This window comes from Pseudomonas brenneri (assembly GCF_007858285.1).
In the GTDB taxonomy this organism is placed as follows: domain Bacteria; phylum Pseudomonadota; class Gammaproteobacteria; order Pseudomonadales; family Pseudomonadaceae; genus Aquipseudomonas; species Aquipseudomonas brenneri.
The window spans coordinates 34,119-59,365 of sequence record NZ_VFIL01000019.1 but is presented as its reverse complement, the minus strand read 5'-3'; the positions used below and the strand labels follow the sequence as shown (position 1 = coordinate 59,365).

19 protein-coding genes are annotated in these 25,247 nt (G+C 62.4%); 7 read left to right on the top strand and 12 right to left on the bottom strand.

What is annotated here, in order from left to right:
- The first annotated feature begins 67 nt into the window (after positions 1-67).
- The 6 genes from FJD34_RS27130 to FJD34_RS27105 all read left to right on the top strand — a co-directional run bounded on the left by FJD34_RS27130 (position 68) and on the right by FJD34_RS27105 (position 7,959).
- Complete coding sequence (locus FJD34_RS27130; protein ID WP_090291482.1) at positions 68-2,425, top strand: DNA polymerase II; 2,358 nt, start codon at positions 68-70, stop codon at positions 2,423-2,425.
- A gap of 52 nt (positions 2,426-2,477) precedes the next feature.
- Entirely contained in the window at positions 2,478-3,110 is a 633-nt protein-coding gene (locus FJD34_RS27125) for a glutathione S-transferase N-terminal domain-containing protein (RefSeq protein ID WP_032862994.1), read from the top strand.
- Between the two features lie 164 nt (positions 3,111-3,274).
- Complete coding sequence (locus tag FJD34_RS27120; RefSeq protein ID WP_032862995.1) at positions 3,275-3,829, top strand: DUF4174 domain-containing protein; 555 nt, start codon at positions 3,275-3,277, stop codon at positions 3,827-3,829.
- A gap of 155 nt (positions 3,830-3,984) precedes the next feature.
- Positions 3,985-4,500, top strand: coding sequence for a sigma-70 family RNA polymerase sigma factor (locus tag FJD34_RS27115; protein WP_090291479.1), 516 nt, complete (start codon positions 3,985-3,987; stop codon positions 4,498-4,500).
- The gene (locus FJD34_RS27110) at positions 4,497-5,456 is read left to right on the top strand and encodes a FecR domain-containing protein (protein WP_090291477.1); all 960 of its coding nucleotides are present in this window, start codon (positions 4,497-4,499) and stop codon (positions 5,454-5,456) included. The genes FJD34_RS27115 and FJD34_RS27110 overlap by 4 nt, the downstream gene beginning before the upstream one ends.
- An 82-nt stretch (positions 5,457-5,538) precedes the next feature.
- Positions 5,539-7,959: a TonB-dependent siderophore receptor gene (locus FJD34_RS27105; RefSeq protein ID WP_090291475.1), complete on the top strand. Its 2,421-nt coding sequence runs from the start codon at positions 5,539-5,541 to the stop codon at positions 7,957-7,959.
- Positions 7,960-8,907: 948 nt separating this feature from the next.
- On the opposite strand, the gene FJD34_RS27100 is transcribed toward FJD34_RS27105, so the two are convergent.
- The 12 genes from FJD34_RS27100 to FJD34_RS27045 all read right to left on the bottom strand — a co-directional run bounded on the left by FJD34_RS27100 (position 8,908) and on the right by FJD34_RS27045 (position 24,084).
- Complete coding sequence (locus tag FJD34_RS27100) at positions 8,908-10,314, bottom strand: lipid II flippase MurJ (protein WP_090291473.1); 1,407 nt, start codon at positions 10,312-10,314, stop codon at positions 8,908-8,910.
- Positions 10,314-11,135, bottom strand: a complete 822-nt coding sequence (locus FJD34_RS27095; RefSeq protein WP_032858470.1) for an acyltransferase — start codon at positions 11,133-11,135, stop codon at positions 10,314-10,316. Before FJD34_RS27095 ends, FJD34_RS27100 begins: the two co-directional genes overlap by 1 nt.
- Positions 11,132-12,535, bottom strand: coding sequence for an O-antigen ligase family protein (locus FJD34_RS27090; RefSeq protein ID WP_090291471.1), 1,404 nt, complete (start codon positions 12,533-12,535; stop codon positions 11,132-11,134). Before FJD34_RS27090 ends, FJD34_RS27095 begins: the two co-directional genes overlap by 4 nt.
- Positions 12,535-13,638: a glycosyltransferase family 4 protein gene (locus tag FJD34_RS27085; protein ID WP_090291470.1), complete on the bottom strand. Its 1,104-nt coding sequence runs from the start codon at positions 13,636-13,638 to the stop codon at positions 12,535-12,537. The genes FJD34_RS27090 and FJD34_RS27085 overlap by 1 nt, the downstream gene beginning before the upstream one ends.
- Positions 13,629-14,843, bottom strand: a complete 1,215-nt coding sequence (locus tag FJD34_RS27080) for a glycosyltransferase family 4 protein (protein ID WP_090291468.1) — start codon at positions 14,841-14,843, stop codon at positions 13,629-13,631. The genes FJD34_RS27085 and FJD34_RS27080 overlap by 10 nt, the downstream gene beginning before the upstream one ends.
- Before the next feature lie 25 nt (positions 14,844-14,868).
- Positions 14,869-16,209 (bottom strand): glycoside hydrolase 5 family protein, encoded by a 1,341-nt coding sequence (locus tag FJD34_RS27075; protein ID WP_090291466.1) that lies wholly within the window; start codon positions 16,207-16,209, stop codon positions 14,869-14,871.
- The gene (locus FJD34_RS27070; RefSeq protein WP_065943976.1) at positions 16,209-17,387 is read right to left on the bottom strand and encodes a glycosyltransferase; all 1,179 of its coding nucleotides are present in this window, start codon (positions 17,385-17,387) and stop codon (positions 16,209-16,211) included. Before FJD34_RS27070 ends, FJD34_RS27075 begins: the two co-directional genes overlap by 1 nt.
- Complete coding sequence (locus tag FJD34_RS27065; RefSeq protein ID WP_090291465.1) at positions 17,387-19,366, bottom strand: GumC family protein; 1,980 nt, start codon at positions 19,364-19,366, stop codon at positions 17,387-17,389. Before FJD34_RS27065 ends, FJD34_RS27070 begins: the two co-directional genes overlap by 1 nt.
- A 76-nt stretch (positions 19,367-19,442) precedes the next feature.
- Positions 19,443-20,264, bottom strand: a complete 822-nt coding sequence (locus tag FJD34_RS27060; protein ID WP_090291463.1) for a polysaccharide biosynthesis/export family protein — start codon at positions 20,262-20,264, stop codon at positions 19,443-19,445.
- 6 nt (positions 20,265-20,270) lie between these two features.
- Positions 20,271-21,182, bottom strand: a complete 912-nt coding sequence (locus tag FJD34_RS27055; RefSeq protein ID WP_065943974.1) for a glycosyltransferase family 2 protein — start codon at positions 21,180-21,182, stop codon at positions 20,271-20,273.
- Positions 21,182-22,645, bottom strand: coding sequence for a mannose-1-phosphate guanylyltransferase/mannose-6-phosphate isomerase (locus tag FJD34_RS27050; RefSeq protein ID WP_090291461.1), 1,464 nt, complete (start codon positions 22,643-22,645; stop codon positions 21,182-21,184). The genes FJD34_RS27055 and FJD34_RS27050 overlap by 1 nt, the downstream gene beginning before the upstream one ends.
- Entirely contained in the window at positions 22,645-24,084 is a 1,440-nt protein-coding gene (locus FJD34_RS27045; protein WP_032858484.1) for an undecaprenyl-phosphate glucose phosphotransferase, read from the bottom strand. Before FJD34_RS27045 ends, FJD34_RS27050 begins: the two co-directional genes overlap by 1 nt.
- Before the next feature lie 496 nt (positions 24,085-24,580).
- On the opposite strand from FJD34_RS27045, the gene FJD34_RS27040 reads away from it, so the two are divergent.
- Entirely contained in the window at positions 24,581-25,210 is a 630-nt protein-coding gene (locus FJD34_RS27040) for a LysE family translocator (RefSeq protein WP_032858486.1), read from the top strand.
- Positions 25,211-25,247 lie beyond the last annotated feature (37 nt).

The following is a 25,247-nucleotide window of genomic DNA, read 5'->3' as shown; positions in this document are numbered from 1 at the left end:
TATGCAGGCCTTGTGGTGGATGCCGAGTAGAATCGCGCCCTGAAAGCGATTCCTGAGGTGTGGCAAGGTGGATTTACAGCAGGGTTTTGTCCTGACCCGGCATTGGCGCGACACCTCGGCGGGTACAGAGGTCAGCTTCTGGCTGGCGACCGACCAGGGGCCGCGGTATATCCGTCTACCCGTGCAGCCTTCGGTGATGTTTATTCCGGTGGCCCATCGCGAGCACGCGCAACGGGTGCTCAAGGGTGAGCGCGACGTGAAACTGCGTCCGCTGCAACTGTGTGACTTTCATCATCGCCCGGTCCTGGGCCTCTATACCCGTCAGCATCGCCAGGCAATGGACCTGGAAAAACGCCTGCGCCAAGCCGGCGTGGATGTCTACGAAGGCGATGTGCGCCCGCCCGAGCGCTACATGATGGAACGCTTTATCACCGCGCCAGTGGTGTTTGGCGGCACACCGGGCGAGGGCGCAATGCTGCTGGACGCGCAGATGAAACCCGCGCCGGACTACCGCCCGGCGTTGAAACTGGTGTCCCTGGATATCGAAACCACCGCGCGCGGCGAGTTGTACTCCATCGCCCTGGAAGGCTGCGGTGAGCGCCAGGTGTACATGCTCGGCCCGGCCAACAAAACAGACGCAGTGGATTTCAAGCTCGAATACTGCGACAGCCGCGCCCAACTGCTGGAGCGCTTGAACCAGTGGCTGGCGCAACATGACCCCGACGCGATCATTGGCTGGAACCTGGTGCAGTTCGATCTGCGGGTCCTCCATGAGCATGCCAAGCGCCTTAACGTGCCATTGCTGCTCGGCCGTGGCGGCGAGGCCATGGCCTGGCGCGAACACGGCAGCCGTAACCATTACTTCGCCGCCGCGGCCGGACGGCTGATCATCGATGGCATCGAAGCCCTGCGTTCGGCGACCTGGACGTTTGAGTCATTCAGCCTGGAAAACGTCGCCCAGACCCTGCTTGGCGAAGGCAAGTCGATTTCCACGCCCTACCAGCGCATGGACGAGATCAACCGCATGTTCGCCGAGGACAAGCCCGCGCTGGCACGCTACAACCTCAAGGACTGCGAGCTGGTGACGCGGATTTTCGAAAAGACCGAGCTGCTCAAGTTCCTGCTGGAGCGGGCCAGCGTCACCGGCCTGCCGGCGGACCGCAACGGTGGTTCGGTGGCGGCGTTCACTCATTTGTACATGCCGCTGATGCATCGCCAGGGCTTTGTCGCGCCGAACCTGGGGGACAAGCCACCCCAGGCCAGCCCCGGTGGTTTTGTCATGGATTCGCGTCCCGGCCTGTATGAATCAGTGCTGGTGCTGGACTACAAAAGTCTCTACCCATCGATTATCCGCAGCTTCCTGATCGACCCCGTGGGGCTGATCGAAGGCTTGCGCCATCCCGACGACAGTGAGTCGGTGGAAGGTTTTCGCGGCGCACGTTTTTCCCGCACCCGGCATTGCCTGCCGGCCATCGTGGCGCGGGTGTCCGAGGGCCGCGAGGTGGCCAAGCGCGAGCACAACGCGCCGTTGTCCCAGGCCCTGAAGATCATCATGAATGCGTTCTATGGCGTACTGGGCTCCAGCGGTTGCCGGTTCTTCGATACGCGGCTGGCCTCGTCCATCACGATGCGCGGTCACCAGATCATGCGCCAGACCCGCGAACTGGTCGAAGCCCAGGGTTATGAAGTGATCTATGGCGATACCGACTCCACCTTCGTCTGGCTCGGCAGTGCCCATTCCCAGGAAGATGCCACGCGCATCGGCCAGGGCCTGGTGCAGCACGTCAACCAATGGTGGCGTGAACGCCTGCACAGCGAGTTTGGCCTGCAAAGTGCCCTGGAGCTGCAATACGAAACTCACTTCAGTCGCTTCCTGATGCCGACCATTCGTGGGGCGGAGGAGGGCAGCAAGAAGCGCTATGCCGGCCTGGTGACCCGTGCCGATGGCAGTGAAGAAATGATCTACAAAGGCCTGGAAACCGTGCGCAGCGACTGGTCTCCCCTGGCCCGCCAGTTCCAGCAGGAGTTGTACCAGCGGATCTTCCACCGCCAGCCCCATCAGGACTATGTGCGTGACTACGTGCGCCGCACCCTCAGCGGCGAACTCGATGAACTACTGATCTACCGCAAGCGCCTGCGCCGGCAACTGGGCGATTACGAGCGCAATGTCCCGCCCCATGTGCGTGCGGCGCGCCTGGCGGATGAATTCAACGACCGTGAGGGCCGCCCACGGCAATACCAGAACGGTGGCTGGATTCGCTACGTGATCACCGTCAACGGCCCCGAGCCCCTGGAGGTGCGTCAGGCGCCGATTGACTACGATCACTACGTCACCCGGCAACTGCAGCCGGTGGCCGATGCGATCCTGCCGTTTGTCGATGACGATTTCAGCACCTTGGTCGGTGGCCAGATGGGCTTGTTTTAACGCCGGGAACACGCTTCACTCTGGACGCTGACACGTCTTGGAGGTATGCCCGATGTACACGCTCTATGGCACGCAAAGTTCTGGCTCATGCATCGTCGAAATTGCCCTGCAACGTTGTGGCGTGCCGTGGCAGCAAGTCGATGCCAGCCCCTGGGGCGATACTGCGGGAATGGAGGCCCTCGGGCAGATCAACCCGTTGCGGCAAATCCCCACCCTGCAACTGCCTGACGGTAGCGTGCTGACGGAAAGCGCGGCGATCCTGATCCACCTGGGCCTGGAGTATCCAGGCGCAGGGTTGCTGGTCGGCAATCGCGCCCAGATCATGCGCGGCCTGGTGTACATCGCCGCCAACTGCTATTCGGCAATCACCATCATCGACTACCCGCAACGTTTCCTCGACAACACCGATGAGACGGTGCAGGCGCAATTGATCGCGGGCACCCAACAGCATCTACACCAGGCCTGGCAGATGTTTGCCGAGCAGTTTGCCGGGCAACTGTTTACCCCGCAGGGGTTGCCCAATGCCCTGGGCATCATGGCGGCCGCGGTGTCCCGTTGGGAGGGCGTGCGGGACGTCCTGCAGCATTCCCACCCCGCGTGCGCCCAGGCCCTGGCGCAGGTGGATGGCGATCCACAGGTGGCTCCGGTGTTTGCCTGGCACTGGCCGGATTGGCCCGCGCAGTGAGCCCTGGCAATCAGAAGAAACAATGAGGCCCGATGGGCCTCAAACCCTTGCGTCGCGGGCGTCCTGGCCTACTCTTTCTGATAGTCGCGTAGGAATCATCCTTGAAATTGACTGTCGCAGACATGAAACTCAAAAACTCTGCATGGAATTGGAAGGAGGTACGCATGCTCGTCCGGTCGCTGACCCTGGCTACCTTGATGGCGTTTACGGGGCCGTTGTTGGCTGCGGATAACCGAGGCCCGCTGGAACAGGATCAAGGCAAATTTCGCCCACTGATCGTGATAGCACCCAGCTCCATCGACCCGACTCAGGTCCAACTCAAGAAAGATCTTGAACAGCCTGAGAACAAACAGAAGTTCACCGAGCGCAACATGGTGCTCTACACCGTGAACTACACGAGCATCGGCACCGTCGGCCAACGTGACGGCAAGGACCTCGGCGCCCAGGACACCAACGCGTTGATCCGTGCCCTGAAGCTTGGCGCCAGCGCCGGTACCAAAGTGATCCTGGTGGGCAAGGACGGCGAGAAGAAAGTCGAAAAGACCGTACCCCCCGATACCCTGGACCTCGCAGAGTTTTTTGCCGCAGTCGACAAAATGCCAATGGCCGAAAAAGAAGCCGCCGCACCCGCCGAACCAGAACCTGCCGCACCGGCTGCGGGCAAGCCTGGCGCCAAAGCCAAGCCTGGCAAGCACGCGCCGCAACCCCTGGAAGATTGACGCTTTCGGAGCAACCCTTTGTAGGAGCCGGCAAGCTGGCTCCTACAGTGGATGCGTTGGCAAGTCCTACAAGCCGTGTGCCACTTGCAGGCATTGCGCTACGAAGCATATGATAACCGTTATCATTTACGGCTTACCTCCTGTGCGCGTCCTCCATGCCTCCGATTCCTGCGACAAGCCCCACTGACCTCGCCACCCTTTATCAGCAGCAACACCGCTGGTTGCAGCACTGGTTATGGCGTCGTTTGAACTGTTCGCAGAGCGCTGCTGACTTGGCCCAGGACACTTTTCTGCGCCTGCTCGCCAAGAATCAACCCCTTGAGGTCCAAGCCCCCCGCAGCTTCCTGGCGAAAGTCGCACAAAGCGTGCTGTCCAATCACTTTCGCCGGCAAAAGCTGGAAAAGGCCTACCTGCAAGCCCTGGCGCTGTTGCCAGAAGAGGTGGCACCCAGCGCCGAGACCCAATGGCTGCTCCTGGAAACCCTGATGGCCCTCGATGAAGTGCTCGGCCGCCTGGCATTGCCGGTGCGCCAGGCCTTCCTCTGGTCGCAGCTCGATGGCTTGAGCCTCGGCGAAATTGCCGAGCGCCTGGGCACCAGCATCACTACGGTCAAGCGCTACATCGTCCAGGCCGGTGCGCAGTGCATTGTGCTCGACAGCCAGCGCCCATGAATCCGTTGCCCCTGACCCTGGAAGCCGCTGAGCAGGCCATGCACTGGCAATTGGAGTTGCAGGCAGCGGACGTCAGTGAACAGACACGGAGCGAATGGCTGGCCTGGCGCCAGCAAGATCCTCTCAACGAGCAGGCATGGCAGCATTCCCAGCGGTTTTTCCAGCGCATGCACGAGGTGCGAGACCCCGCGCACCAGGCTCTGGTCAGCGCCACCCTGTTACCGGCGCTGTCCCGTCGTCGGGTCCTGAAAAACCTGGCCCTCTTGCTGGCCGCCGGCAGTGTGGCGTGGACCGCCCGGGATGCCGGGCTGTTGCAGCCCTGGACCAGCGATTTCAGCACCACCGTCGGTGAGCAATGGCGTATCGACCTGGCGGACAATACCGAGATCCAGCTCAATACCGACACCGCTATCGATGTGAACTACAGCCCCGACCAGCGCCTGATCCATCTGTTGCGCGGGGAGATCCTGGTAGTACCCAACCCGTTGGACGCCCGCCCGCTGTGGGTGAAAACCGCCGAAGGCCTGACCCATGCCGCAGGCGGGCGCTTCAGCGTGCGCCAGCGCGATGGGTTTACCCAGTTGGGGTCCGACCGGCAGCCACTGGCGGCGCAGATTCCATCGCGCAGCCTGAGCCTTTCGCCCGGCGAGATCGTCAGCTTTGACCAGCAGACCCTGTTGGCGCGCCGCCCGCAGCGCGCCGGCGAACTGGCCTGGGGCCGCGGCATGATCGTCGCCGAGGGCCTGCGCCTGGAAAACTTCCTCAATGAATTGAGCCGCTACCGACGCGGGCATCTGGACTGTGACCCGAGCGTGCGCGAGCTGCGTGTGTCCGGCACCTATCCGTTGGCCGACACAGACCGCATCCTCACTGCGCTGCAACAGACCCTCGAGCTGGACGCGCAGCATTTCACGCGGTTCTGGGTCACGCTTAAACCGCGTCGGGCGCAGGTATGAATTTATTTTGCATGCATGTGGTCCGTTTCCGAATCTCACGAGACTTATATCCCCAGACACTCACTTATCTGGGGAACAGCGCATGCACCCGCAACGCACCATTCGGGCAATACTGAAAAAATCACTGGCTGTGGCCGTCGTTCGCGGCATTGCCAGCTTCGCCGGGGCCGCACCGCTGTTGCTGGCGCCGGCCTGGGCCATGGCCGCGCCACAGCAGGAGTTCGACATTGCCCCAGGCTCCCTGGCCGGTGCGTTGAACCAGTTTGGCCAGGCCACGCATATCTTGCTGTCCTACCCGGCCGCGCTCACGCAAGGGCAGACCAGCCCCGGCCTGCAAGGGCGACATGACCTCGACACCGGCCTGGCAATCCTGCTCAGTAACAGCTCGCTGCAAGCGGTGCGCGGCAGCGGCGATAACTACTCCCTGCAACCCCGTCCTGCCGACGGCGCATTGCAACTGGGCACCGTATCGATCTCCGGCAAGGCGCCGGGGTCGACTACCGAGGGCACCGGCTCCTACACCACGCAGTCGTCCAGCAGCTCAACCCGCCTGAACCTGACGCCCAGGGAAACCCCGCAATCACTGACCGTCATGACCCGCCAGCGCCTGGACGACCAGCGCCTGACCAACCTGTCGGACACCCTGGATGCCACCCCCGGCATCATCGTGTTGCGCGACGGCCTGGGTTCGGAAAGCGACGCCTATTTCTCCCGTGGCTTTCAGATCCAGAACTTCGAAATCGACGGTGTGCCCACCGTCACCCGCATGGACAACTACACCCAGAGCATGGCGATGTACGACCGGGTGGAAGTGGTGCGCGGCGCCACCGGCCTGATCAGCGGCATGGGCAACCCCTCGGCCACCATCAACCTGATCCGCAAGCGCCCGACAGCCGAGGCGCGGGCTAGCGTAACCGCCGAAGCAGGCAACTGGGACCGCTACGGCAGCGGCCTCGACGTATCCGGCCCCCTGACCGAAACCGGCAATGTGCGCGGGCGCTTGGTGGCCGACTACAAGACCGAACACGCCTGGGTCGACCGCTACAAGCAGCAGACCCAGTTGCTGTACGGCATCACTGAATTCGACCTGACCGAAGACACCTTGCTGACCATGGGCTTGAGCTACCTGCGCACCGACGTCGACGCCCCGGCGCGCTCCGGTTTGCCCACACGCTTTACCGATGGTTCGCGCAGCAACCTCAGCCGCTCCCTGAATACTGCGCCGGCCTGGTCCTATAACGACCATGAGCAGACCAGCTTCTTTACCTCCATCGAGCAGAAGTTCGACAGCGGCTGGAGCGCCAAGGCTGAATTCACCCATTCGCAAAACAAGTTCGATGAGGTGTTCAACTACGTCAACGGCAGCCTCAACAGTGATGGCAGTGGCACCACCCAGTTGCCAGTGCGATTCTCTGGTACCCCGCGCCAGGATAATCTCGACCTGTACGCCACCGGCCCGTTTGACCTGCTGGGCCGTGAGCACGAGTTGATCGCCGGCGTGACCTTGTCCAAGTACAAGGAAAACGTGCCCAGCCATGGCGGCTGGAACTATGCGTATTCCGGCTCCCCGGCGGGCGCCATCGACAACCTGTTCAACTGGGACGGGCACTCGGCCAAGCCGGACTTCCCGGTGACCGGAAAATCCTCGGTGGATGAAAGCCAGTACGCCGCCTACCTGAGTACCCGCCTGCGCATGACCGACGATTTGAGCGTGATCCTCGGCAGTCGGGTCATCGACTGGAAGCGCGAAACCCAGGACAGCCCCTACGGCGGCGTTGCCACCCGTACCAGCGAGTCGGAAACCGGCGTGTACATTCCCTATGCCGGGGTGGTCTACGACCTGACCGACAATTGGTCGGCCTATGCCAGCTACACCAAGATCTTCAATCCCCAGGCCAGTTGGGTGCGCGACATCAACAACAAGGCTCTGGAACCCATGGAAGGCAAGGGCTACGAGCTGGGCTTGAAGGGCAGTTTCTTCGACGAGCAGTTGAACACCAGCCTGGCGCTGTTCAAGTTGGAACAGGACAACCTGGCGATCTGGATCGACACGCCGGGCGGCAACACCTATCGCAACGAGAAGGGCACCACCACCGAGGGTGTCGAACTGGAACTCAACGGTGAGCTGGCCGAAGGCTGGCAAGCCTCGGCGGGTTACGCCTATGCGGTCAGCACCGATGCCGACGACAAACGCATCGTCACCACCTTGCCGCGCCAGAGCCTGAAAACCTTCACGACCTACCGCCTGCCGGGAGCGTTGAGCAAGGTGACCGTGGGGGGTGGAGTGAACTGGCAGAGCAAGGTCGGTGAAGACCTGCACACGTTCAGCCAGGGTAGCTACGCCATCACCAACCTGCTGCTGCGCTATGACGTGACGCCGCAGCTAAGTACCTCGGTCAACCTCAACAACCTGTTCGATCGCGAGTACTTCAGCTATGCCGGCAACCACGGAATGTACGGCGCGCCGCGTAACCTGATGACCAGCATCAAGTACGACTTCTAACCCTGCCCCGATCCCCTGTAGGAGCGGGCTTGCCCGCGATAGCAGTAGTTCAGGCGCTGTTACTGTCGACTGACACACCGCCATCGCAGGCAAGCCAGCTCCCACCTTTGATTGGTGCTGCGGCACAAAATACTGCACCCGACAAAAATCCCCTGTAGGAGCGGGCTTGCCCGCGATAGCAGTAGTTCAGGCACTGTTTTTGTCGGCTGACACACCGCCATCGCAGGCAAGCCAGCTCCCACCTTTGATTGGTGTCACGGCCAAAATACTGCACCCGACAAAAATCCCCTGTAGGAGCGGGCTTGCCCGCGATAGCAGTAGTTCAGGCACTGTTTTTGTCGGCTGACACACCGCCATCGCAGGCAAGCCAGCCCCCACCTTTGATTGGTGCTGCGGCACAAAATACTGCACCCGACAAAAATCCCCTGTAGGAGCGGGCTTGCCCGCGATAGCAGTAGTTCAGGCGCTGTTACTGTCGGCTGACACACCGCCATCGCAGGCAAGCCAGCCCCCACCTTTGATTGGTGCTGCGGCACAAAATACTGCACCCGACAAAAATCCCCTGTAGGAGCGGGCTTGCCCGCGATGGGGGTAGTTCAGGCACTGTTACTGTCGACTGACACACCGCCATCGCAGGCAAGCCAGCTCCCACCTTTGATTGGTGCTGCGGCACAAAATACTGCACCCGACAAAAATCCCCTGTAGGAGCGGGCTTGCCCGCGATAGCAGTAGTTCAGGCACTGTTACTGCCGGCTGACACACCGCCATCGCAGGCAAGCCAGCTCCCACCTTTGATTGGTGCTGCGGCACAAAATACTGCACCCGACAAAAATCCCCTGTAGGAGCGAGCTTGCTCGCGATAGCGGCGTATCAGCCACCGAATCTATTGGCTGATCCACCGCCATCACAGGCAGCAGCTCCGCGCGCTGCCTTTTTGCTATGCGCCGCTCACGCCTTCCACGGCTTGAGCCACAGCCCCAACCCCAGCAGCACCCCGGCGCCCGCCAGGGTGCTCAAGCCCAACTGCCAACCATCGTTGTGCAACGGGTGCAGGACCAGCGCCGCGATTCCCAGCAACACCACACTCAACCCCCACTGCAACGGCCAGCCCAGTTGCCCGAGTAGGTGTTGGCGTTGCATCAGCAGCAGGTTGGTGACGATTACTCCACCCAAGGCCGCCAGGGCAATGCCCGGCAGGCCGAAGAAGTACGGCAGCATGACCAGCAAACCGGCATTGACCAGGCTGCCCAGCAGTTCGCACTTGAGCGGCAGACGCGTGTCGCCGTTGGCGTAGGCATAGCGCGCGAGCATGGCGTTCCAGGCGCCGAACACCAGCGGCGTGGCGAACCAGGCGAGCAGGGCCGGCAAGGGCCCGTCGGCGCTTTGCGCCGGCATCAGCAGGTGAATCAACACGGGGCTGGCGCCAATCAGGCCGAGGGCGGCCGGCAGGCTCAGCAGGGTGGCGGCGTCCAGGCCACGGCGTAGCAAGGCCAGGCGTTGTTGGCCCTGTTCGCCGCTCATCAGCCCCAGCAGCACCTGGTTGAGGCTCATCAGCGCGATCAACGGCAGGTTGATCAGTTTGCGCGCCAGGTTGACCCAGGTCACCGCGCCTTCCCCCAGGTAACTGGCGATCAGTCGTTCGAGCAAGGCCAGGCCCTGGCTGGCGAGATTGCTCGCCAACAGCGGACCGATGCGCCCCAGCAATTCGCGGCCGGCCAGGGCATCGCCCTTGACCTGCCAGGGACGCCAGCCGAACGACCAGACCGGTGCCAGCAGCGGTAGACACATGAGCACGCTGCCGGCAAAAAAACACATCGCCAGTTCCGCGCTGTCACTGGCCGGGCCACGGATAAACAGGTACAGCACCGGCGGCAGGTTGAACAGCAACGAACCCAGCCCCGGCAGCACAAAGCGCTGGCGCGCCTGCAATGGAATACTGAACAGGCCATGCATCACCAGCCCCGGCGCGCAGGCGGCGAGCCAGCGCAGATTGGCAGCGGCCTGGTCGTGGGCGGCGGCGTCCAGCCCCGGGCCGATCAGCCGTACCCACAGCGGCGCGCTGAGGGCGAGCACGGCAAACAGGGCCAGGCCCACACCGAGCAGGCGCGGCGACAGGCTCGCCAGCCAGGCCTGCTGGCGTTGCGCATCACGTTGCTGATAGAGGGGCAGGGCCGCCGCGGCGAGCAAGCCGGCGGCCAGGGTCATGCGCAGCGCTTCGGGCAGGAATACCGCGACCAGAAACCCGTCGCTGCGGCTGCCCGCCCCCCAGGCCGCGACCAGCAGCCATTCCCGGGCAAAACCGGCCACCAGCCCGGCGAGGGTCGCCAGGGTCAGCCACAGGGTGCTGCCAAACATCAGTGCAACAGGGTGAACAGGCCCTTGCCACCCACCTTGTAGTTCAGCCCGCGAACGCGTTCGCCCATGACCTTGGCGCCGGTGCCACCGACAATTTTGTACGGCGCGACGGTTTTGGCCACCACGGTATTGGCGGTGACCACCGAACCCTCGCACAGGTGGGTGCCAAATCCGATCAGCGCACGGCTGCCAATCCACACATAGTCGTCGATATAGATCGCCCCGGAAATCGACCAGAACTCCGGCGCCTGCAAGTCATGGCTGCCGGCGATGATCAGCACATGGGAGGCAATCGCCACATGGTTGCCGATCACCAGGCCAGAGCGCGCATCCACCTGGCAATGCCAGCCGATCACAGTGTCATCGCCCACGACCAGGTTATGGATGCCCAGCACTTCGGTATTGCGCCACAGGCTGGTGCCCTTGCCGATCTTCGCACCGCCCAGGCGCAGCCAGCCCACGCGAATATGGTGGCTGGGGATCTTGTTGATCAGGATGTTGTAGGCCATGTCCCAGGCACTGCGCCAGCGGTCCTTGAGGGTTGCCCAGTTCTTGCCATAGATCGGCAGGAACTGTGCCGGGATATCCTGTTTCATGCGATGGAACAAGCGGCGTGCCACCGGATGACCAATGGTCGGTTCCACGTCGAAGGAGGTCATCCAGAAGAGTTTGTTGCTGCCTTCGCCTTCTTCAAAAACCACCTCGTTGGCCAGGCACCAGGCCAGGCCATCTTGCAAGTCTTCCAGGCTCACACCGAGTTCGCTGGCCAGGGCGGGCAGGCGCTCACGCAGGTCGGGGGAGTGAATAGTGCGATGTTTCATGGTCGGTCATCCTTTGGCACGGAAACAGGAGCAGGGGCGGTCACGGTCGGGTTCAGGCGCACCTGTTGCAGGCTGATGCCCATCAACAGCCAGAACAGCGCGATCAATACAAAGGTGAAGCTGAAGTAGTGGTCGAAAATCCCGGTCAGCAGAGCCGCCAGTACACCGCACACGCAGCCCAGCCACAGTGCGTTGTCGGCGGTGACTTTGCGCACCGAGCCCAGCGGCCGCACTTCGCGCCACCACAACACGGTGACCGCGATAAACAGCAGCATCCCGGGAATGCCGATCTTGTAGATGAAGTTCAGCCACAGGTTGGAAATCCCCAGCAGGTTGCTGCCCGGCACCGGTGGGTCGATCTTGAAGCCGATGCCTAGCGGGTACTTGGCCATCACGTCGGGGAATCCGGCGTACTCATCGAAGCGAATCTCGGTACTGGCGTTGGTGGTCGAGAACATCGTCATCAAACGGTCCTGCAACGGCGGATAGAACATCACCAGGGCAATCACAAAGGCGACGCCGATACCGATGATGCGGCCGCTGTGCGGCACACGCTTGTAGGTCAGCCAGATCAGGATCAGTGCCAGGGCCACAATCGCGCCCCGGGAGATACTCAGCAGCAGGCCGGCGCAACCGAGCACCGCCACCGCCAGGCCCAGGGCGCGGCGCCAGCCAGTGCGGGTCCAGCCGTAGAACAGCGCCAGTGGGATAAACAGCACCAGCACGCCGCCGGTCAGGTTCGGGTGGACCCAAGGCGAGGCCATGCGCTTGTAGTTGGCCGAGAAAATATCTTTCACCGCCTCGGGGTGGGCGTACTTGAGGTCGGTGAGGATGTCGATCATCGACATTGCATTGCGCGTCTTGAGGAACATGAAGATCGACAACAACAGCATCGCTAGGTTACCCAGCAGCAGGGCGACCACCACCTTGTCGCGGTCGGCATCGGTGCGCAGCAGCAGCGGCACGATAAACAGCAACGACAGGTTCATCAGCCAGCGTACCCAGTTCACCGGCCCGTTGCCCTCGGCGTGGATGATGATCATGCCCCAGATAAACGGAATGGTGCTGAACAGCATCAGCCACATCAGTGCCCGTTCGGTGGGGCGCCAGACCATGAAACCACGGGTCTTGCCGATAAACGATTGCCAGAACACCCCGGCCCAGGTCAGGCCCAGCACCGCTTCGCTGATGGTGGTGCGGATCCCCAGTTGCAAGGTGGTGTAGGGAATACTGGTGGCTAAGACGGCAAAGATCAGCAGGCCCCACAGCGGCTTGCGGATCAGGGTCAGTGCCACGCCAACGCCGGCCACGATCATAAAGACCTTCATCGGCGACAACGCCAGCAGCAAGCCCCCGAAGACCAGGCCCAGGAGCAGACTAACGAGTTTTCCTGGCAGCATTAGCGATCCATTTCCTTGAGCAATTTATCCAGGCGCAGGCGATAGGCCGGTTCGGCAAATTGCCGGGCCCATGTGCGTTGCAGTTCGGGGTCGACCGTGGCCCCAGGTGCAGCCAGTGACACCATCAATGTTTGCAGTTGCCCGGCGTCGTGGGGCGCAAAACGCGGCGCCGTGGGGGGCGCCACTTCATCCAGGGCCGAGCCACGGGCGACCGCAACCTTCGTGCCGACACTCAACGCTTCCACCACCGGCAAGCCAAAGCCTTCGGCATAGGAAGGCTGCCACAGGTAAGCGGCATGCCGGTAGAGCGCCTGCAACTGGCCGTCGGACAAACCGCTGCGCCAATGCAGGCCAGGCAACTCGCCGAGGGTGGCCGGCACATCGCTGGCGTGGCCGACCAGTACCAGGTCCGGCACGTTCGGGTCCTTGGCGCGACTGGCTTGCCACTGCTCAAGGAAAAACGTCATGTTCTTGCGGGGCTCGCGGGTGCCCACCACCAACCAGTAGCGTGCCGGCAAACCCTCGGGCAGTGGTTCTGGGGCCTCGGTAAACTCCGGCACCAGGTTATTCAACACCCGGAACTTGGCCCGCGCCCAGGGGAACAGGCGCGCCGCTTCATCGCACGAGAATTGCGAGGGGCACCACACGCGATCTGCCTGCCACACCGACCAGGCAATCGACGCGCCATCGATCAAGCGATAGGCCAGGGCCTTGAGTCTGGAGCGATGGAAGTTGCGGTGGGTCAGTTGAAACAGGTCGTGCAGTACCAGTACATAGCGGGTACCGGCGGGTTTGCGGCACAAGGGCAAGCCCATGTTGGCCGTGGCGATGTACAGGTCGATCCGCTGTGCGTGGATCGCCCGGGGCAAGAAAGCGCGCTCGAAACGCCAGCGCACCTGGGGGCGCTGCAGGCCTTCCAATGGGCTGGCCCAGGCCGGGCAAACCGCTGTTTCGCGCTGCGGATGATCCAGTGGTGCCTCGGTCAACAGCACCACTTCAGTGGCGTCCCGGGCGCGCAAGGCGTGTTCCAGGGCCAGGACCTGACGGGCGATGCCCGACGAAGGCGCGACCGTGGCGGGGCGGTAATCCAGGGCTACGCGCATGCTTGGGGCTCCTGATGGGTCGGCAAGGTGCGGTAGATCTGCTCCAGTTCGTTACCGGCCACCGCCCAGTCGTGATAGTTGCGCGCGTAGTCACGCGCGGCATCGGCCAATTGGCGGGCCAGCGCCGGTTCGTCCAGCAGGCGCACAACCCCATCCGCCAGGGCCTCGGCGCTTTCGCCGGCCAGATAGTGCGCGTGCGCCTCAACCGCCAGGCCGGACACGCCCTGGGCGGTGCTCACCAACGGCAGGCCGGCGGCCATGGCCTCCAGCACTTTGAGTTTGGAGCCGCCGCCATGGCGCAGGGCGGCGACAAAGCCTGCGCAGCGACGCTGCAAGGCGCTCAGGTCGGGGACAAACCCCTGCCATTCAATACGTTCGTCCGGCCAACGCTCGCGCCAGTGCTCGGGCAAGCCGTAGCCGGCGACGGCCAGGCGGGCGCCGGGGCACTGCAACCAGACCCGGGGGAAGATTTCATCGAGCAGCCACTGCACCGCGTCGAGGTTCGGCGCGTATTCGTAGTTGCCCACAAACAACAGGCGCTGGCCCTGCGGGTCGGCGCTGACTGTGCTGAAAGCGCGACTGTCGACCCCATTGACCACCACGCTCACGGGGGTCGCGGTCAGTTGGCCGATGGCCTGGGCATCGGCCTGGGTCACGGCGACCACATGGCACGCTGCATCAAACGCCTTGCGCTCCCATTTCCGGCAGCGCCATTGGTCATAGCGCACGAACGGTGCGGCCCACTTTGGAAAGCGGTCATAGGTGGCGCCGCCCAGGCTCGATTCCAGGTTGTGCTCGGTGAGCACGAAGTCCCGCGATTGCTGCTGCAAGGTGTGCAAGTACGGTTGCAGGCTGTAGCTGTGTTCCACCTGGATCACATCCCAGGTTTCGTTCAGCAGTTGGGCAAAGCGTGCCTGCAACGGGGCCGACAGGCCATTGATCGTGGTCAGCAGCGGCCAGGGCGCAAACACCCCGGCGAGCAGGGTCATGGGGTGTTTCAGTGGCCGGCGCGGGACCACGATCAGGCGTTCGAGCAAGGGTTCAAGGGCGGCGTGGCTGGCGGCATCGGCCGGGGTTTTCGATTGCACCAACAAGGTGATGCGATGCCCGCGCTCACTCAAGGTGCGCAGCAAATGGTATTGCCGGGTCTTGCCGCCGCTGGTCATCGGCCACGGCAGATAGGGCACAATCCACAGGATTCTCACGTGCAGCTCTCCATGCCTGGGCGTGCTACCACACCAAGATCTGTAACGTCGGTTTCACCGCAGGGCGAATGCCGTTGTAGTCGTTAAGGGTTTGCCGGGCGCCGGTCAGCGGGTCCAGCAGTTCGGCGTTTTTGACCTCGGGCAAGGTGATGCTGGTGCCTTCGGCACTCCAGTACATCAACAGGCGTTTGCCGTCGTTGCGGGTCCAGGCCACGCTGTACAAGGTTTTCGGTACATCCTTGAGCACCGGCGTGGCGCCGGGCTTGAGGGTCGGGCCGGTGATTTCGAGGAAGCGGGCGAGGGCGCTGTACACCGGCTTGGGTTCGCCGTTGAGGTCCAGCAGGCCATAGTGCTGGTCGCGCACGGACGCGCGTTCATCCAGGTCGGACAGGGCAAACAGGAAAATCTTCTGGTAGTCCTGGGACGCCATCAGCGCCAGGCGCCGCAAGGTGAAGTCGGCCTGGCCGTCGATGCCGATCAGGTCCTGCATTTCCTTGGGGCCGCTGTAGCTGGACCAGCCCCACTCGGTGGCCCAGACATCCTTGACCCCGGCACCGTGCAGCATCGCATTGAGCTGGTCACCGCGCAGCAGTACTTCGTTCTTGCCCGGCTCGTCGGTTTCCGGGGTCATCGAATACGGGTGATACGCCGCCACCATGCCCAGGCTTTGTACGCCCAGCTTGCCTAGGGCTTCGAACATCAAGGTCTTGCCACGCGGCGGCATCTGGCTGTAGTACGCCATGCCCCCCATCACCTGGATCTTGTCCGGTGCGGCAACGTTCAAGGCTTGATGACTGGCCAGCAGCAAGCGCGCGTATTCCTCGGCGTTGACTTGCGGGCGCCAGTTGTTCGGTAGGTTCTGTTCGTTCCACACCTGCCAGGCGTCGATATTCGGGTAGCGCTTGGCCAGCAATGCCAGGCGCAGGGCATACACGCTGGCATCCCGTGGGCGGTACTGGTCCTGGAAGTCCGCGCCCCTGGGGGCGGTGGTGATAAACGGCGCCGAGCCCACCAGGTAGAACACCGAACGGATTTTCTCGGCGGTCAGGGTGCGGTCCAGTTCATCGAAGGTGCTCAGTTGATAGTCTTCTTCCTTGGGTTCCAGGCGGTCCCAATGCAGGTCGACGCGCACCCAGTCCAATCCCAGTTTCTGGTATTGGCGGATCTGTTTTTGGTACTGCTCGGGCTTGAACCACAAAAAGTGCGCGTTCACCCCCAAAAACTCGCGCCATTGCACGGTGCGTTGGGGCGCCAGGTTCACCGGCTCCGCGTCGACGTTTTCACTGAGCAGCAGCGCGCCGCCAACGGCCAGCGCAATCACCAGCGGCAGGTAGCGCCACATCCGACGAGTAGGCGAAATGTTCATCACAAAGGCTCCTTGACTGCGGCCTGGAACAACTCGGCAAAGCGTTGGGCGGTGCTGGACCACTGGCGCTGGCGGCCGATGTCGGCAGCGTGGTCGGCCCATTGACGGGCTTGTTGTGGGTCGAGGATCAGGCGGTCCAGGGCAGCGCTCAACGAGTCGATATCGCCCTGTTGGTAGGTGATGCCATTGCCCCCGGCAACTTCTTCGGCGAAGGCGCGGGCATTGGAAGTAATCACCCCGCGCCCGCAGGCGTTGGCCCAGGATAGCGCACCGCTGGTGCCGCGCATCTGGCCGAGAAAACCGAGTTTTTTCGATTCGCGGTACGGCAACACCATCACATGGTGGGCCTGGATCGTGTGGGGAATCTCGGCTGAGGGCAGGTCCAGTTGCCAGTCCACCACATCGCCCAGTTGCAGGGTGGCGATCAGTTGGCGCAGGCCATCGAGGTAGTTGCCGGCCGGGTCGAACGTCATCTCCGGCGCGGTGCCCCCGGCGAGGGTCAGGCGTACCTGGCCACGGCATTGTGGATGGGCGGTCAGGGAGCGGGCCAGGGCCTGTAGCAGGTCCTCGATGCCCTTGCCCCGGTAGATAAAGCCGAAATACAGCAGGCGCAGCGGTTGCAACGGCGGCAAGGCCACGGGGGCGATGGGCAGGTTGCCGTGGGCAATCACTGCCACTTGTCCGGGATTCAGGCCCATGCGCTGGCGCAGGCAGTCGCCACCCAGGCGGGTGAGGGTAATCAGGCGGCGCATGCTTTTGGCCAGGCGCCGCTCTTCGTGAAGGGTCAATGGATCGGCCAGCAACGCCGCCGCCTGGGGCAGCGGGTGGGGCAGGCGTTCAAGCAGGGTCAGCGGGAAAAACAGCTTGGCCCGGCGCCAGATCAGGCGCTCCGGGTCATGCACGGTGGCGGTCAGCGGTAACTGCGGCTGGGCCCGGCGCAAATAGTCCAGGGCCTGGAACTCACCAAAACGCCCGCCACCCAGTTCGGCATGGACCAGGTCCACGCTGCGCCAGTCAAAGGCTTGCAGGCGGCGTAATTGCTCCGCCAGGTCCTGGCAGCCTTCCAGCGGCGTCAGCACTTCCAGGCCCAGTTCACGCAACGCGCTGCGCAAGTGCGCAGCGTAGTCGGCGATCCCGGTCTGTTCCGGTGGCAGCGGCGCCAGCAACGCAATGCGCATCAGGCCGCACCGCGCCAGCTGTTGATCCGCGCCAGGACATTGGCCGGCACTTCGAAGCGGCGGCGGTTGAGGATCATCCCGTCGACTTTGCCAAACGCGGTGGTCAGCAACGACAGAGCGTTCTCGATGGTCGGCACGGTGCTGGTGCGGGCTTCGATGACCAGCACGATCTGGTCGGCGCGGCGCAGGGTAAGGAACGCCTGCGGGTTGGACGACAGGGCAGACGCGTCCAACAGCAGCACTTCACCTGGCTTTGCGGCTTCGCTGCCGTTGACCGAGACCCGGTGCCCGCGCTCTTCCAGCAGGCGCTTGAGTTGCTCGATGATAAAGCTCACGCCTTCGCCATGCCGTGCCGACGCCAGGCCCAGGGCAAAGCCCTCGCTGGCGATGCGCTCGGCGGGCAGCAGGCTGTACAGGCGATAGATGCTGGCGGTGAGGGCTGCCGGTGTGGCGTGTTGCACATCGGGGATGCTGCTCCACAGCGGGATACCGAACACTTCCTGCAACCGCGCGCCATCGTGGATACGCTGGTCCAGCAGGTACAGCACGTAAATGGTCAGCAAACCGACAGCCAGGCCGGCAGGAATGGTGAACAGCAGAATCAGCAGGCTCTTGGGAAACACGCGCGCCGGGTTGAGGGTGGCGTGTTCGATCAGGGCAATGTTGCTGATCTGGCTGCTGTCCAGTTCATGGTCGATGCGTGCCTGTTCAAGGTTTTCCGAGTACAGCGCATAGCTTTTCTCGGCGGTGCGCAGTTGCTGGGTCAGCTTGTTCAGCTCGGGTTCATCGGTCATCGCCTGGTCACGCTGGGCGCGCAGTTCGGCGAGGGTCTTGTCGTAGTTCTCGATTTCCCCGGCCAGTTTGCGCTCTTGCAACTGGGCGTCGATGATCTGCTGCTTGACGTTGATTACCAGGCTGTTGGGCGCGGTGTTTTGCGAGCGTTCCAGGCGGGTCGCTTCCTGGGCGCTGAGGTCTTGCATGTCGCGGATGTTCTGCTCGATCTGGTTGACCTGCGGCGTGCCGGGCAGGTAGGTGCGCAGCAGGCGCGCGCGTTCCACTTGCAAGGCATTGAGCTGGCGCTTGAGGTCAAGCTGAGTGGGGTTGAGGCTGGTTTCCCGGCCCGTCACCACTTCGGCCGGCTGGTTCTTGATCTGCTGGCTGGCGTTGGCCAGGAAGCTGCGGATCCCCGCGATCTGGTTTTGCGCGGTGACCTTGGCGTCGGTGACGCGGTCGATCTGGTTGGTCAGGTTTTTCAGGCGCGCGTCCACGCTGATCGAGTCGATCTGCTTCAAGCGGCCCTGCAGTTCATCCTTGAGCCCCTGGATATTGGTGGCGACCTTGGTGCGCTCGGCTTCATAGAAGGTGTGCAGGCTCTTGCGCCCGAGAATCCGTGCGCGCTCCTCCAGGTAAGCATCGACCCAGGTCTCGACGACTTTCTGGGCGATGACCGGATCATCCCAGGTGAAGGAAATCTCGATCACCGAAGAGCCTGGTTCGTGGCCGGCCTCGAAGTTCTTCTCCAGTTTGGTTGCCAGGCGTTCCAGCGGGCTTTGCTTCTCGGCAAGGCCGATGAATTGCAGGACGCTGCGCACGGCATCGAGCACTTCACCGGCGGCTTTCTTGACGTAGAACTTGGTGACTTTCCAGAAGCCCTGTGGCGGCTCGGACGTCATCGCCAGGTAGCGTTCGGCAACGATATGCACGATTGGCCGGCCGGTGAGCATTTTTTCTTCGTCGACAATCGGGTCGTGCTGGGTGCTCGGCGCAATCAGCGTCTGGCGGTTGGCGGCTTCGATCGGTAGCGTAGTGTTGTCCCGTCCTGGCTTGACCAGCAGGCGCGCGTCGGACTCATAGCGCGCCGGCAACAGGAAGGCACCCAACACGGCCACCACGATCGTGGTGATCACGGCCAGTTTGAATTCGCGGCGGAAGATGAAAAACAGCCGCAAGAGGTCGCGTAGAGAGCGGATTTCGATCACAGGATCACTCCATTGAATATGTGGTGTACGCCAGACGGGAACAGTCGGTTCGAGTGATACGAAGCCTGGTCCATAATCATTGGCCTGCGTTGATGACGGGGTTGTTGTAGATGGTGTTGCCGCTGTTCTTCACGCCGCTGTCGTTGAGGTCGTAGTTCAAGCCCACGCCAATCCCCTTGTTGATCGGGAACAGGCGAGTGAAGTACATATCCACCGCTTCCACCGTGGCGCCGATCGTCGATTGCGGCACGTAGATCAAATCACCGCGCTGCAACGCTACCCGTGGGTGGTTGGGGTTGGTCAGCATGCTTTCCAGGTTGATGAAGTACATCTTGTACTTGCCATCGGCACCGGTACGCAGCAGGGCAATGTTTGAGCTGTCAGCCGAGGCCAATACACCGCCGGAACTGAGCAACGCCTGCTCCACACTGACATTGCCCGCCAGGTCGAAAAACGCCGGGTTCGGCACCGCACCGCCGATAAACACCTTGTTGCTCGGGGCGCTGGCGATGTTCACCGTCACTGCCGGCTCGCGGTAGATGCGCTTGTATTTGTCGGTGATTTCCTTGCCCAGGTCTTCAGGTGTGCGCAACGCCGCCTTGACTCGACCAATATTGGGGATCGAGATCACACCGTCAGGCCGCACAACGAACACCGTCATGTCGTCGGCCGCTGCAGGCTCCTGGGCATCACGCACGATGCGCAGCAAGTCACCGCTCTGGATCAGCACCTGCGGCGGGGGCAGGTCGGCCAGGCCCAACGCGGCCTGATGCCCGGCCTTGAGCGTGTTGTTATCAGGAAGCGGCACCCGCGCGGGGGTCGAACAACCAGCCAGCCAGATCGAGGCACTCAACAGGCTGAACAGGGTAAGACGGGAACGTCGGTTGGTAGTCTTCATGACGGCTCAAGTCCAGTAGGTGGAAAACATGCCCAGGCGCTGCTTGAGCGCGTTGGGCAAGTAGCGTTCAAGGTGGCCGAGGCGATAGCCCAGCAATTTAAAGGCACTGCGCACCACCACTTCGGGGGCGCGGTGCAAGGCGTTGGCCTCGCGCAAGGCACGTAATTCGGCCAGTACATAGCGTTTACCTTCACCGCCGGCGTCGCCAAACGCCTGGCGGATCCATGGCTCGCGGCCGTAGAACACACCAATGTCGAAGTAGCGGTGAAACTCGTCCATCAGGCGGTAATCGTGGGAGTGATAGACCCGGGCGCTGGCGGCGTACTGTACCTTCCAGCCTGCCAGCAGCATGCGCGCGGCGACGTAGGCGTCCTCGCTGCCGATCACATCGGCCGGGAACCCGCCCACGGCCTGCAGGGCGCTGCGTCGGTACACGGAGAACGAGTCGGAACTGAAGCAGGTCTTGATCCCCAACTGCGGTGCATCGGCCAGGCTTTTGCTGCGGCTGTGGGCCGGGTAATTGAAGTGCCGCGACTGCGCGCCCAGCACACCCGCGCCGGGGTGCGGCAGCTGGCGGCCATAGGCGACGCCGTTGAGAGGGTCCAGTTGCAGCTCTTCGAGCAGCTTGGCGAACGTCTCGGGTTCGGCCGGGATCGCGTCCTGGGTCATCACGATCAGGGCGTCGCCACCCACTTGCTCGCTGGCCCAGCGCCGGGTGCCGCCGTGGTTGAAGTCGCGGGCATCGATCACTTCGACACGCGCGCCGAACTCGCGAAAGCGCGCCACGGTGTCATCGCTCGATGCGCTATCGACCACCAGCATCTCGTCGGGTTGCACGGTCTGCATGCGCAGCGCCGGCAGCAAGCGGTCGAGGTGGCTGGCAGCGTTGCGGGTCGGGATGATCAGGGAGGTACGCATCAGGGCTGGGGCTCGCTGGCGGGCGCACGGCCGTAGATATCGTCGAAGCGCACGATGTCGTCTTCACCCAGGTATTCGCCGCTCTGCACCTCAATCATCACCAGGTCGATGATGCCGGGGTTGGTCAGGCGGTGTTTGTGCCCGGCGGGAATATAGGTGGACTCGTTCATGTTGAGCAGGATCTCGCGCTCGCCATTGGTGATCATTGCCGCGCCGCTGACCACTACCCAGTGTTCGCTGCGGTGGTGGTGCATCTGCAAAGACAGCGAGCCCTTGGGCTTGACCACGATGCGCTTGATCTTGAAGCGAGTGCTTTCCTCCAGCACCGTGTAGGTGCCCCAGGGCCGGGTGACGGTGCGGTGCAGGCTGAATGCCGGATGGTTCTGGCGCTTGAGCTCGGCGACGATATGGCGCACGTCCTGGCTGCGATTGGCGTCGGCAATCAGCAGGGCATCGGGGGTGTCGACGATGATCAGGTCGCGTACCCCGACTGCACCCAGGACACGCTTGGGCGAGTCGATGTAGCAGTTGTGCACGTCGTGCAGGATCGCTTCGCCATTGATCTGGTTGCCGTTGTCGTCACTGGGGGTCAGTTGGCGCAGGGCTTCCCAGGAGCCGATATCGCTCCAGCCAATATCACAGGGCACCACGGCGACCTGGGCGGATTTCTCCATCAGGGCCACGTCGATGGAAATGTCCGGCGCGGTGCCAAACCCTTGCGGGCTCAGTTCACGCTGGCGGCTGCTGCTGTTCTGCAGGCTGGTGCTGTGCTCCAGCGCCGCTCTGGCCGCGTCCAGCACCGCCGGGGCGTGGGTCGCCAGTTCGTCGAGCACAGTGGCGGCCTTGAAGCAGAACATCCCGGCATTCCACAGGTGCTTGCCGCCGTCCAGGTAGCCTTGGGCGGTGGCCAGGTCGGGTTTCTCCACGAACCGCTGGGCGCGGAATCCTTGCGCCAGGGCCGTGCCTTGTTCGATGTAGCCAAAGCCGGTCTCGGGGCGGTCGGGCTGGATGCCGAAGGTCACCAGATAACCCGCTTCGGCCAATTCGCGGGCCTGGGCCACGGCCTGGGCGAAGGCGCTTTCATCGAGGATCAGGTGGTCGGCAGGCATCACCAGCAACTGCGCGTCGCCGCCGAAAAACTCTTGCACATGCAAGGCGGCGACGGCGATGGCGGCAGCCGTGTTGCGGCCGAACGGCTCCAGCAATAAATCCAGGCCCAGTTGGGCCTGATTGACTGCGCGGTAATCATCGAGGGTGCGAAACAGCAGGTCGCGGTTGGTCACTGTCAGCACGCTGTCGACCCCCGGCAGGTGGCTGGCGCGCAGGAAGGTTTTCTGCAACAGGCTCTGGTCGTCGCGCATGCGCATGAACGGCTTGGGCATGTTCTGCCGCGAAACCGGCCACAGCCGCGTGCCCGAGCCACCGGAAATGATGCACGGAATCAATCCGTTGAGGGTGTTCATCAATAAACTTCCTTGGTGGAAAGGACGGCCGGGACCGTCATGAAAACGATGTACAGGTCAAACCACACCGACCATTTGGCGATGTATTCCAGGTCGTATTCGACCCGTTTCTGGATCTTGAACAGGGTGTCGGTTTCACCGCGGTAGCCATTGATCTGGGCCCAGCCGGTGATGCCCGGCTTGACCCGGTGGCGCGAGCTGTATTCGTTGACCGCTTCCTCGAAAGGAATCCCGGCCGCCTTGGTGGCGGTGGCGTGGGGACGCGGGCCGACCATCGACATGTTGCCCAGCAGTACGTTGAACAGTTGCGGCAGCTCGTCGATGCTGGTCTTGCGAATGATGCGCCCGACCCGAGTGATGCGCGGGTCGAGGCGGGTGGTCTGGCATTCGGCATTGACGTCGGTCTGCTCGACGTACATCGAGCGGAACTTGAAGACACGGATCAGGTTGTCGTTGTAGCCAAAGCGCTTCTGCCGGAACAGCACCGGGCCTTTTGAGTCGAGTTTGATGGCCAGGGCGGTCACCAGCATGATCGGCGACAGCAACAACAGGCCGGCACTGGCCAGCAGCAGGTCTTCGCAGCGCTTGATAAACGGTGACCAGCCACGCAGCGGCAACTGTGAGGTATTGAACATCAGGATGCCGCCGACATCGGTGATGCGGTTATGGCCATAGCGCAGGGCGGCCATGTCCGGCACCAGCATGACGTTCACCGACATCTGCCGCAGGCGCTTGACCAGCCCGTTGATACGCTGCTCGGCGGCCCAGGGCAGGGTAATCATCACCTGATTGACCTGCTCGGAGCGGATCAGCTTTTCCAGGTCGCGGGTGTTGCCCAGCAACGGCAGGTTGCTCAACTCCTTGGGAATGCGTTCGGTGCGGTCGTCGATAAAACCGATCAGGCCGGAGCGGATATCACTGTTGCGTGACAGGTGTTCGGCCACATGGACGGCGGTGTCGGTAAAGCCGAGGATCACCGTGCGCTGCAGGAACTTGCCGTTCTTCATCAGGTTGCGGTAGAGGCGCAGCATCAGGATGCGCTCCACGCCAAACAGGATCAGGCTCAAGGAAAACCAGAACATCAGGTTGCGCGGGCTCAACTGCGGAAACAGCAGCAGGATCTGGTACATGAACAGCAGGATGCAAAACGCGGAAATCCAGGCGGTCAACATGATGCGAAAACGCAGGCGGTTGCTGAACAGATCCTCGGAGTACACCCCCAGGGCCTGGAACAGAATGATGGTCAGGATCGCAAAGAACAGCAGCAGGCCAAGGTAGTGGCTACGCATTTGCGGGTCCACCGGATCCGGATAGAACAACAGGATCATCGCCGGCAGGACCGCCGTCAGGCCGTGGAGTAATTTGACGAAAACCACAAAAAACTCAACAAAGCCGGTACGAGTCAGAAACAGGCTGTCGACTGACGACTTCTCACGCATAAATCATCCCTCAATACACCACCAGGACTTCCCTGTTCGTTTGCTCATCCATAAGGCAGTTCTGCTTTATAAGCGGCGCAAGGCGAACGACTGCTTTCACTGGGTAACGCGCAATGACCTGTCTAGCGCAGGCATTTGCAAAGTAATGTCTAAATGATGGCTCCTTTTGAATTTCTCGTCAAGGTTTTGACTTTTTTCAAGTTGCCTGCCGTCATTTCTCATAAGATACTCTTGTCGTGACGGTTTGTTGACATGTTTTGCTGTGGCTATCAGATTTATCGAGAATGAGTGATGGCTTTTTGGAGTGTAGGAACAAAAATGGGAATTTACCTGCGGGGAGGGAAATCAATTTTTTGACGGAGTGTAGGAAGGATGTGGGCTGAATCTAGAACTGTAGGCGCGGGATTGCCGGCGAATAGGCGTCGTTCTCGCCTTCTCTGGTATCGGTGGCTGAGGTAGGACTAATCTACGGTTTTCCCTGGCGGATGAGTTGAGCATGATCGATCTCGCAACCCTGGCGGTTTTCTCTGGCTCCGTGCTGCTGCTGTTGCTGTCGCCTGGGCCGAACATGGCCTTTGTCATCAGTCATGGCGTGAGCTACGGCTGGCGTGGTGGGGTGGCGGCCGGCCTGGGGATCGGGGTGGCGGACCTGCTGCTGACCGCATTGACGGCTACTGGCGTCACGGCCCTGGTTGCCAGTTGGCCCCCGGCCTTTGATCTGATTCGCTATGCCGGCGTGGTCTACCTGCTGTGGCTGGCGTTCAAGACCCTGCAGAAAAAACCGTCCCTGGACACCGCTCGGGTGGAGCGGGTACGCCTGGGTGGGGTGTTTATGCGCGCCATGCTCAACAGCTTGCTCAACCCCAAGGCGCTGTTGTTTTTCATGGTGTTCCTGCCGCAGTTCGTCAAGCCCGAGGCCGGCCCCATTGCCCTGCAGTTGGTGCAGCTGGGGCTGCTCCTGACGTTGATTGCGGGGGTTTTTCACGCGGTGCTGGGGATTTTTGGCGGGGCGATCAGCCGATTTTTCGCCAGCAGTGAAAAGACTGCAGTGTTGCAAAAATGGGGGCTGGCCACGGTGTTGACGGTGTTGGCCGTGCGCCTGGCGTTGATGCCGCGCACTGTGTAGCAATTCTCCTGTGGGAGCGGGCTTGCTCCCACATGGG

Excerpts from the sequence above, each read along its gene's own strand:
- FJD34_RS27070 (WP_065943976.1), bottom strand. The coding sequence starts at position 17,387 with ATGCGCATTGCGTTGCTGGCGCCGCTGCCACCGGAACAGACCGGGATC.
- FJD34_RS27050 (WP_090291461.1), bottom strand. The coding sequence starts at position 22,645 with ATGAACACCCTCAACGGATTGATTCCGTGCATCATTTCCGGTGGCTCG.
- FJD34_RS27120 (WP_032862995.1), top strand. The coding sequence starts at position 3,275 with ATGCTCGTCCGGTCGCTGACCCTGGCTACCTTGATGGCGTTTACGGGG.
- FJD34_RS27100 (WP_090291473.1), bottom strand. The coding sequence starts at position 10,314 with ATGTTTGGCAGCACCCTGTGGCTGACCCTGGCGACCCTCGCCGGGCTG.
- FJD34_RS27095 (WP_032858470.1), bottom strand. The coding sequence starts at position 11,135 with ATGAAACATCGCACTATTCACTCCCCCGACCTGCGTGAGCGCCTGCCC.
- FJD34_RS27115 (WP_090291479.1), top strand. The coding sequence starts at position 3,985 with ATGCCTCCGATTCCTGCGACAAGCCCCACTGACCTCGCCACCCTTTAT.
- FJD34_RS27105 (WP_090291475.1), top strand. The coding sequence starts at position 5,539 with ATGCACCCGCAACGCACCATTCGGGCAATACTGAAAAAATCACTGGCT.
- FJD34_RS27125 (WP_032862994.1), top strand. The coding sequence starts at position 2,478 with ATGTACACGCTCTATGGCACGCAAAGTTCTGGCTCATGCATCGTCGAA.
- FJD34_RS27040 (WP_032858486.1), top strand. The coding sequence starts at position 24,581 with ATGATCGATCTCGCAACCCTGGCGGTTTTCTCTGGCTCCGTGCTGCTG.
- FJD34_RS27045 (WP_032858484.1), bottom strand. The coding sequence starts at position 24,084 with ATGCGTGAGAAGTCGTCAGTCGACAGCCTGTTTCTGACTCGTACCGGC.
- FJD34_RS27075 (WP_090291466.1), bottom strand. The coding sequence starts at position 16,209 with ATGAACATTTCGCCTACTCGTCGGATGTGGCGCTACCTGCCGCTGGTG.
- FJD34_RS27110 (WP_090291477.1), top strand. The coding sequence starts at position 4,497 with ATGAATCCGTTGCCCCTGACCCTGGAAGCCGCTGAGCAGGCCATGCAC.
- FJD34_RS27085 (WP_090291470.1), bottom strand. The coding sequence starts at position 13,638 with ATGCGCGTAGCCCTGGATTACCGCCCCGCCACGGTCGCGCCTTCGTCG.
- FJD34_RS27055 (WP_065943974.1), bottom strand. The coding sequence starts at position 21,182 with ATGCGTACCTCCCTGATCATCCCGACCCGCAACGCTGCCAGCCACCTC.
- FJD34_RS27060 (WP_090291463.1), bottom strand. The coding sequence starts at position 20,264 with ATGAAGACTACCAACCGACGTTCCCGTCTTACCCTGTTCAGCCTGTTG.
- FJD34_RS27090 (WP_090291471.1), bottom strand. The coding sequence starts at position 12,535 with ATGCTGCCAGGAAAACTCGTTAGTCTGCTCCTGGGCCTGGTCTTCGGG.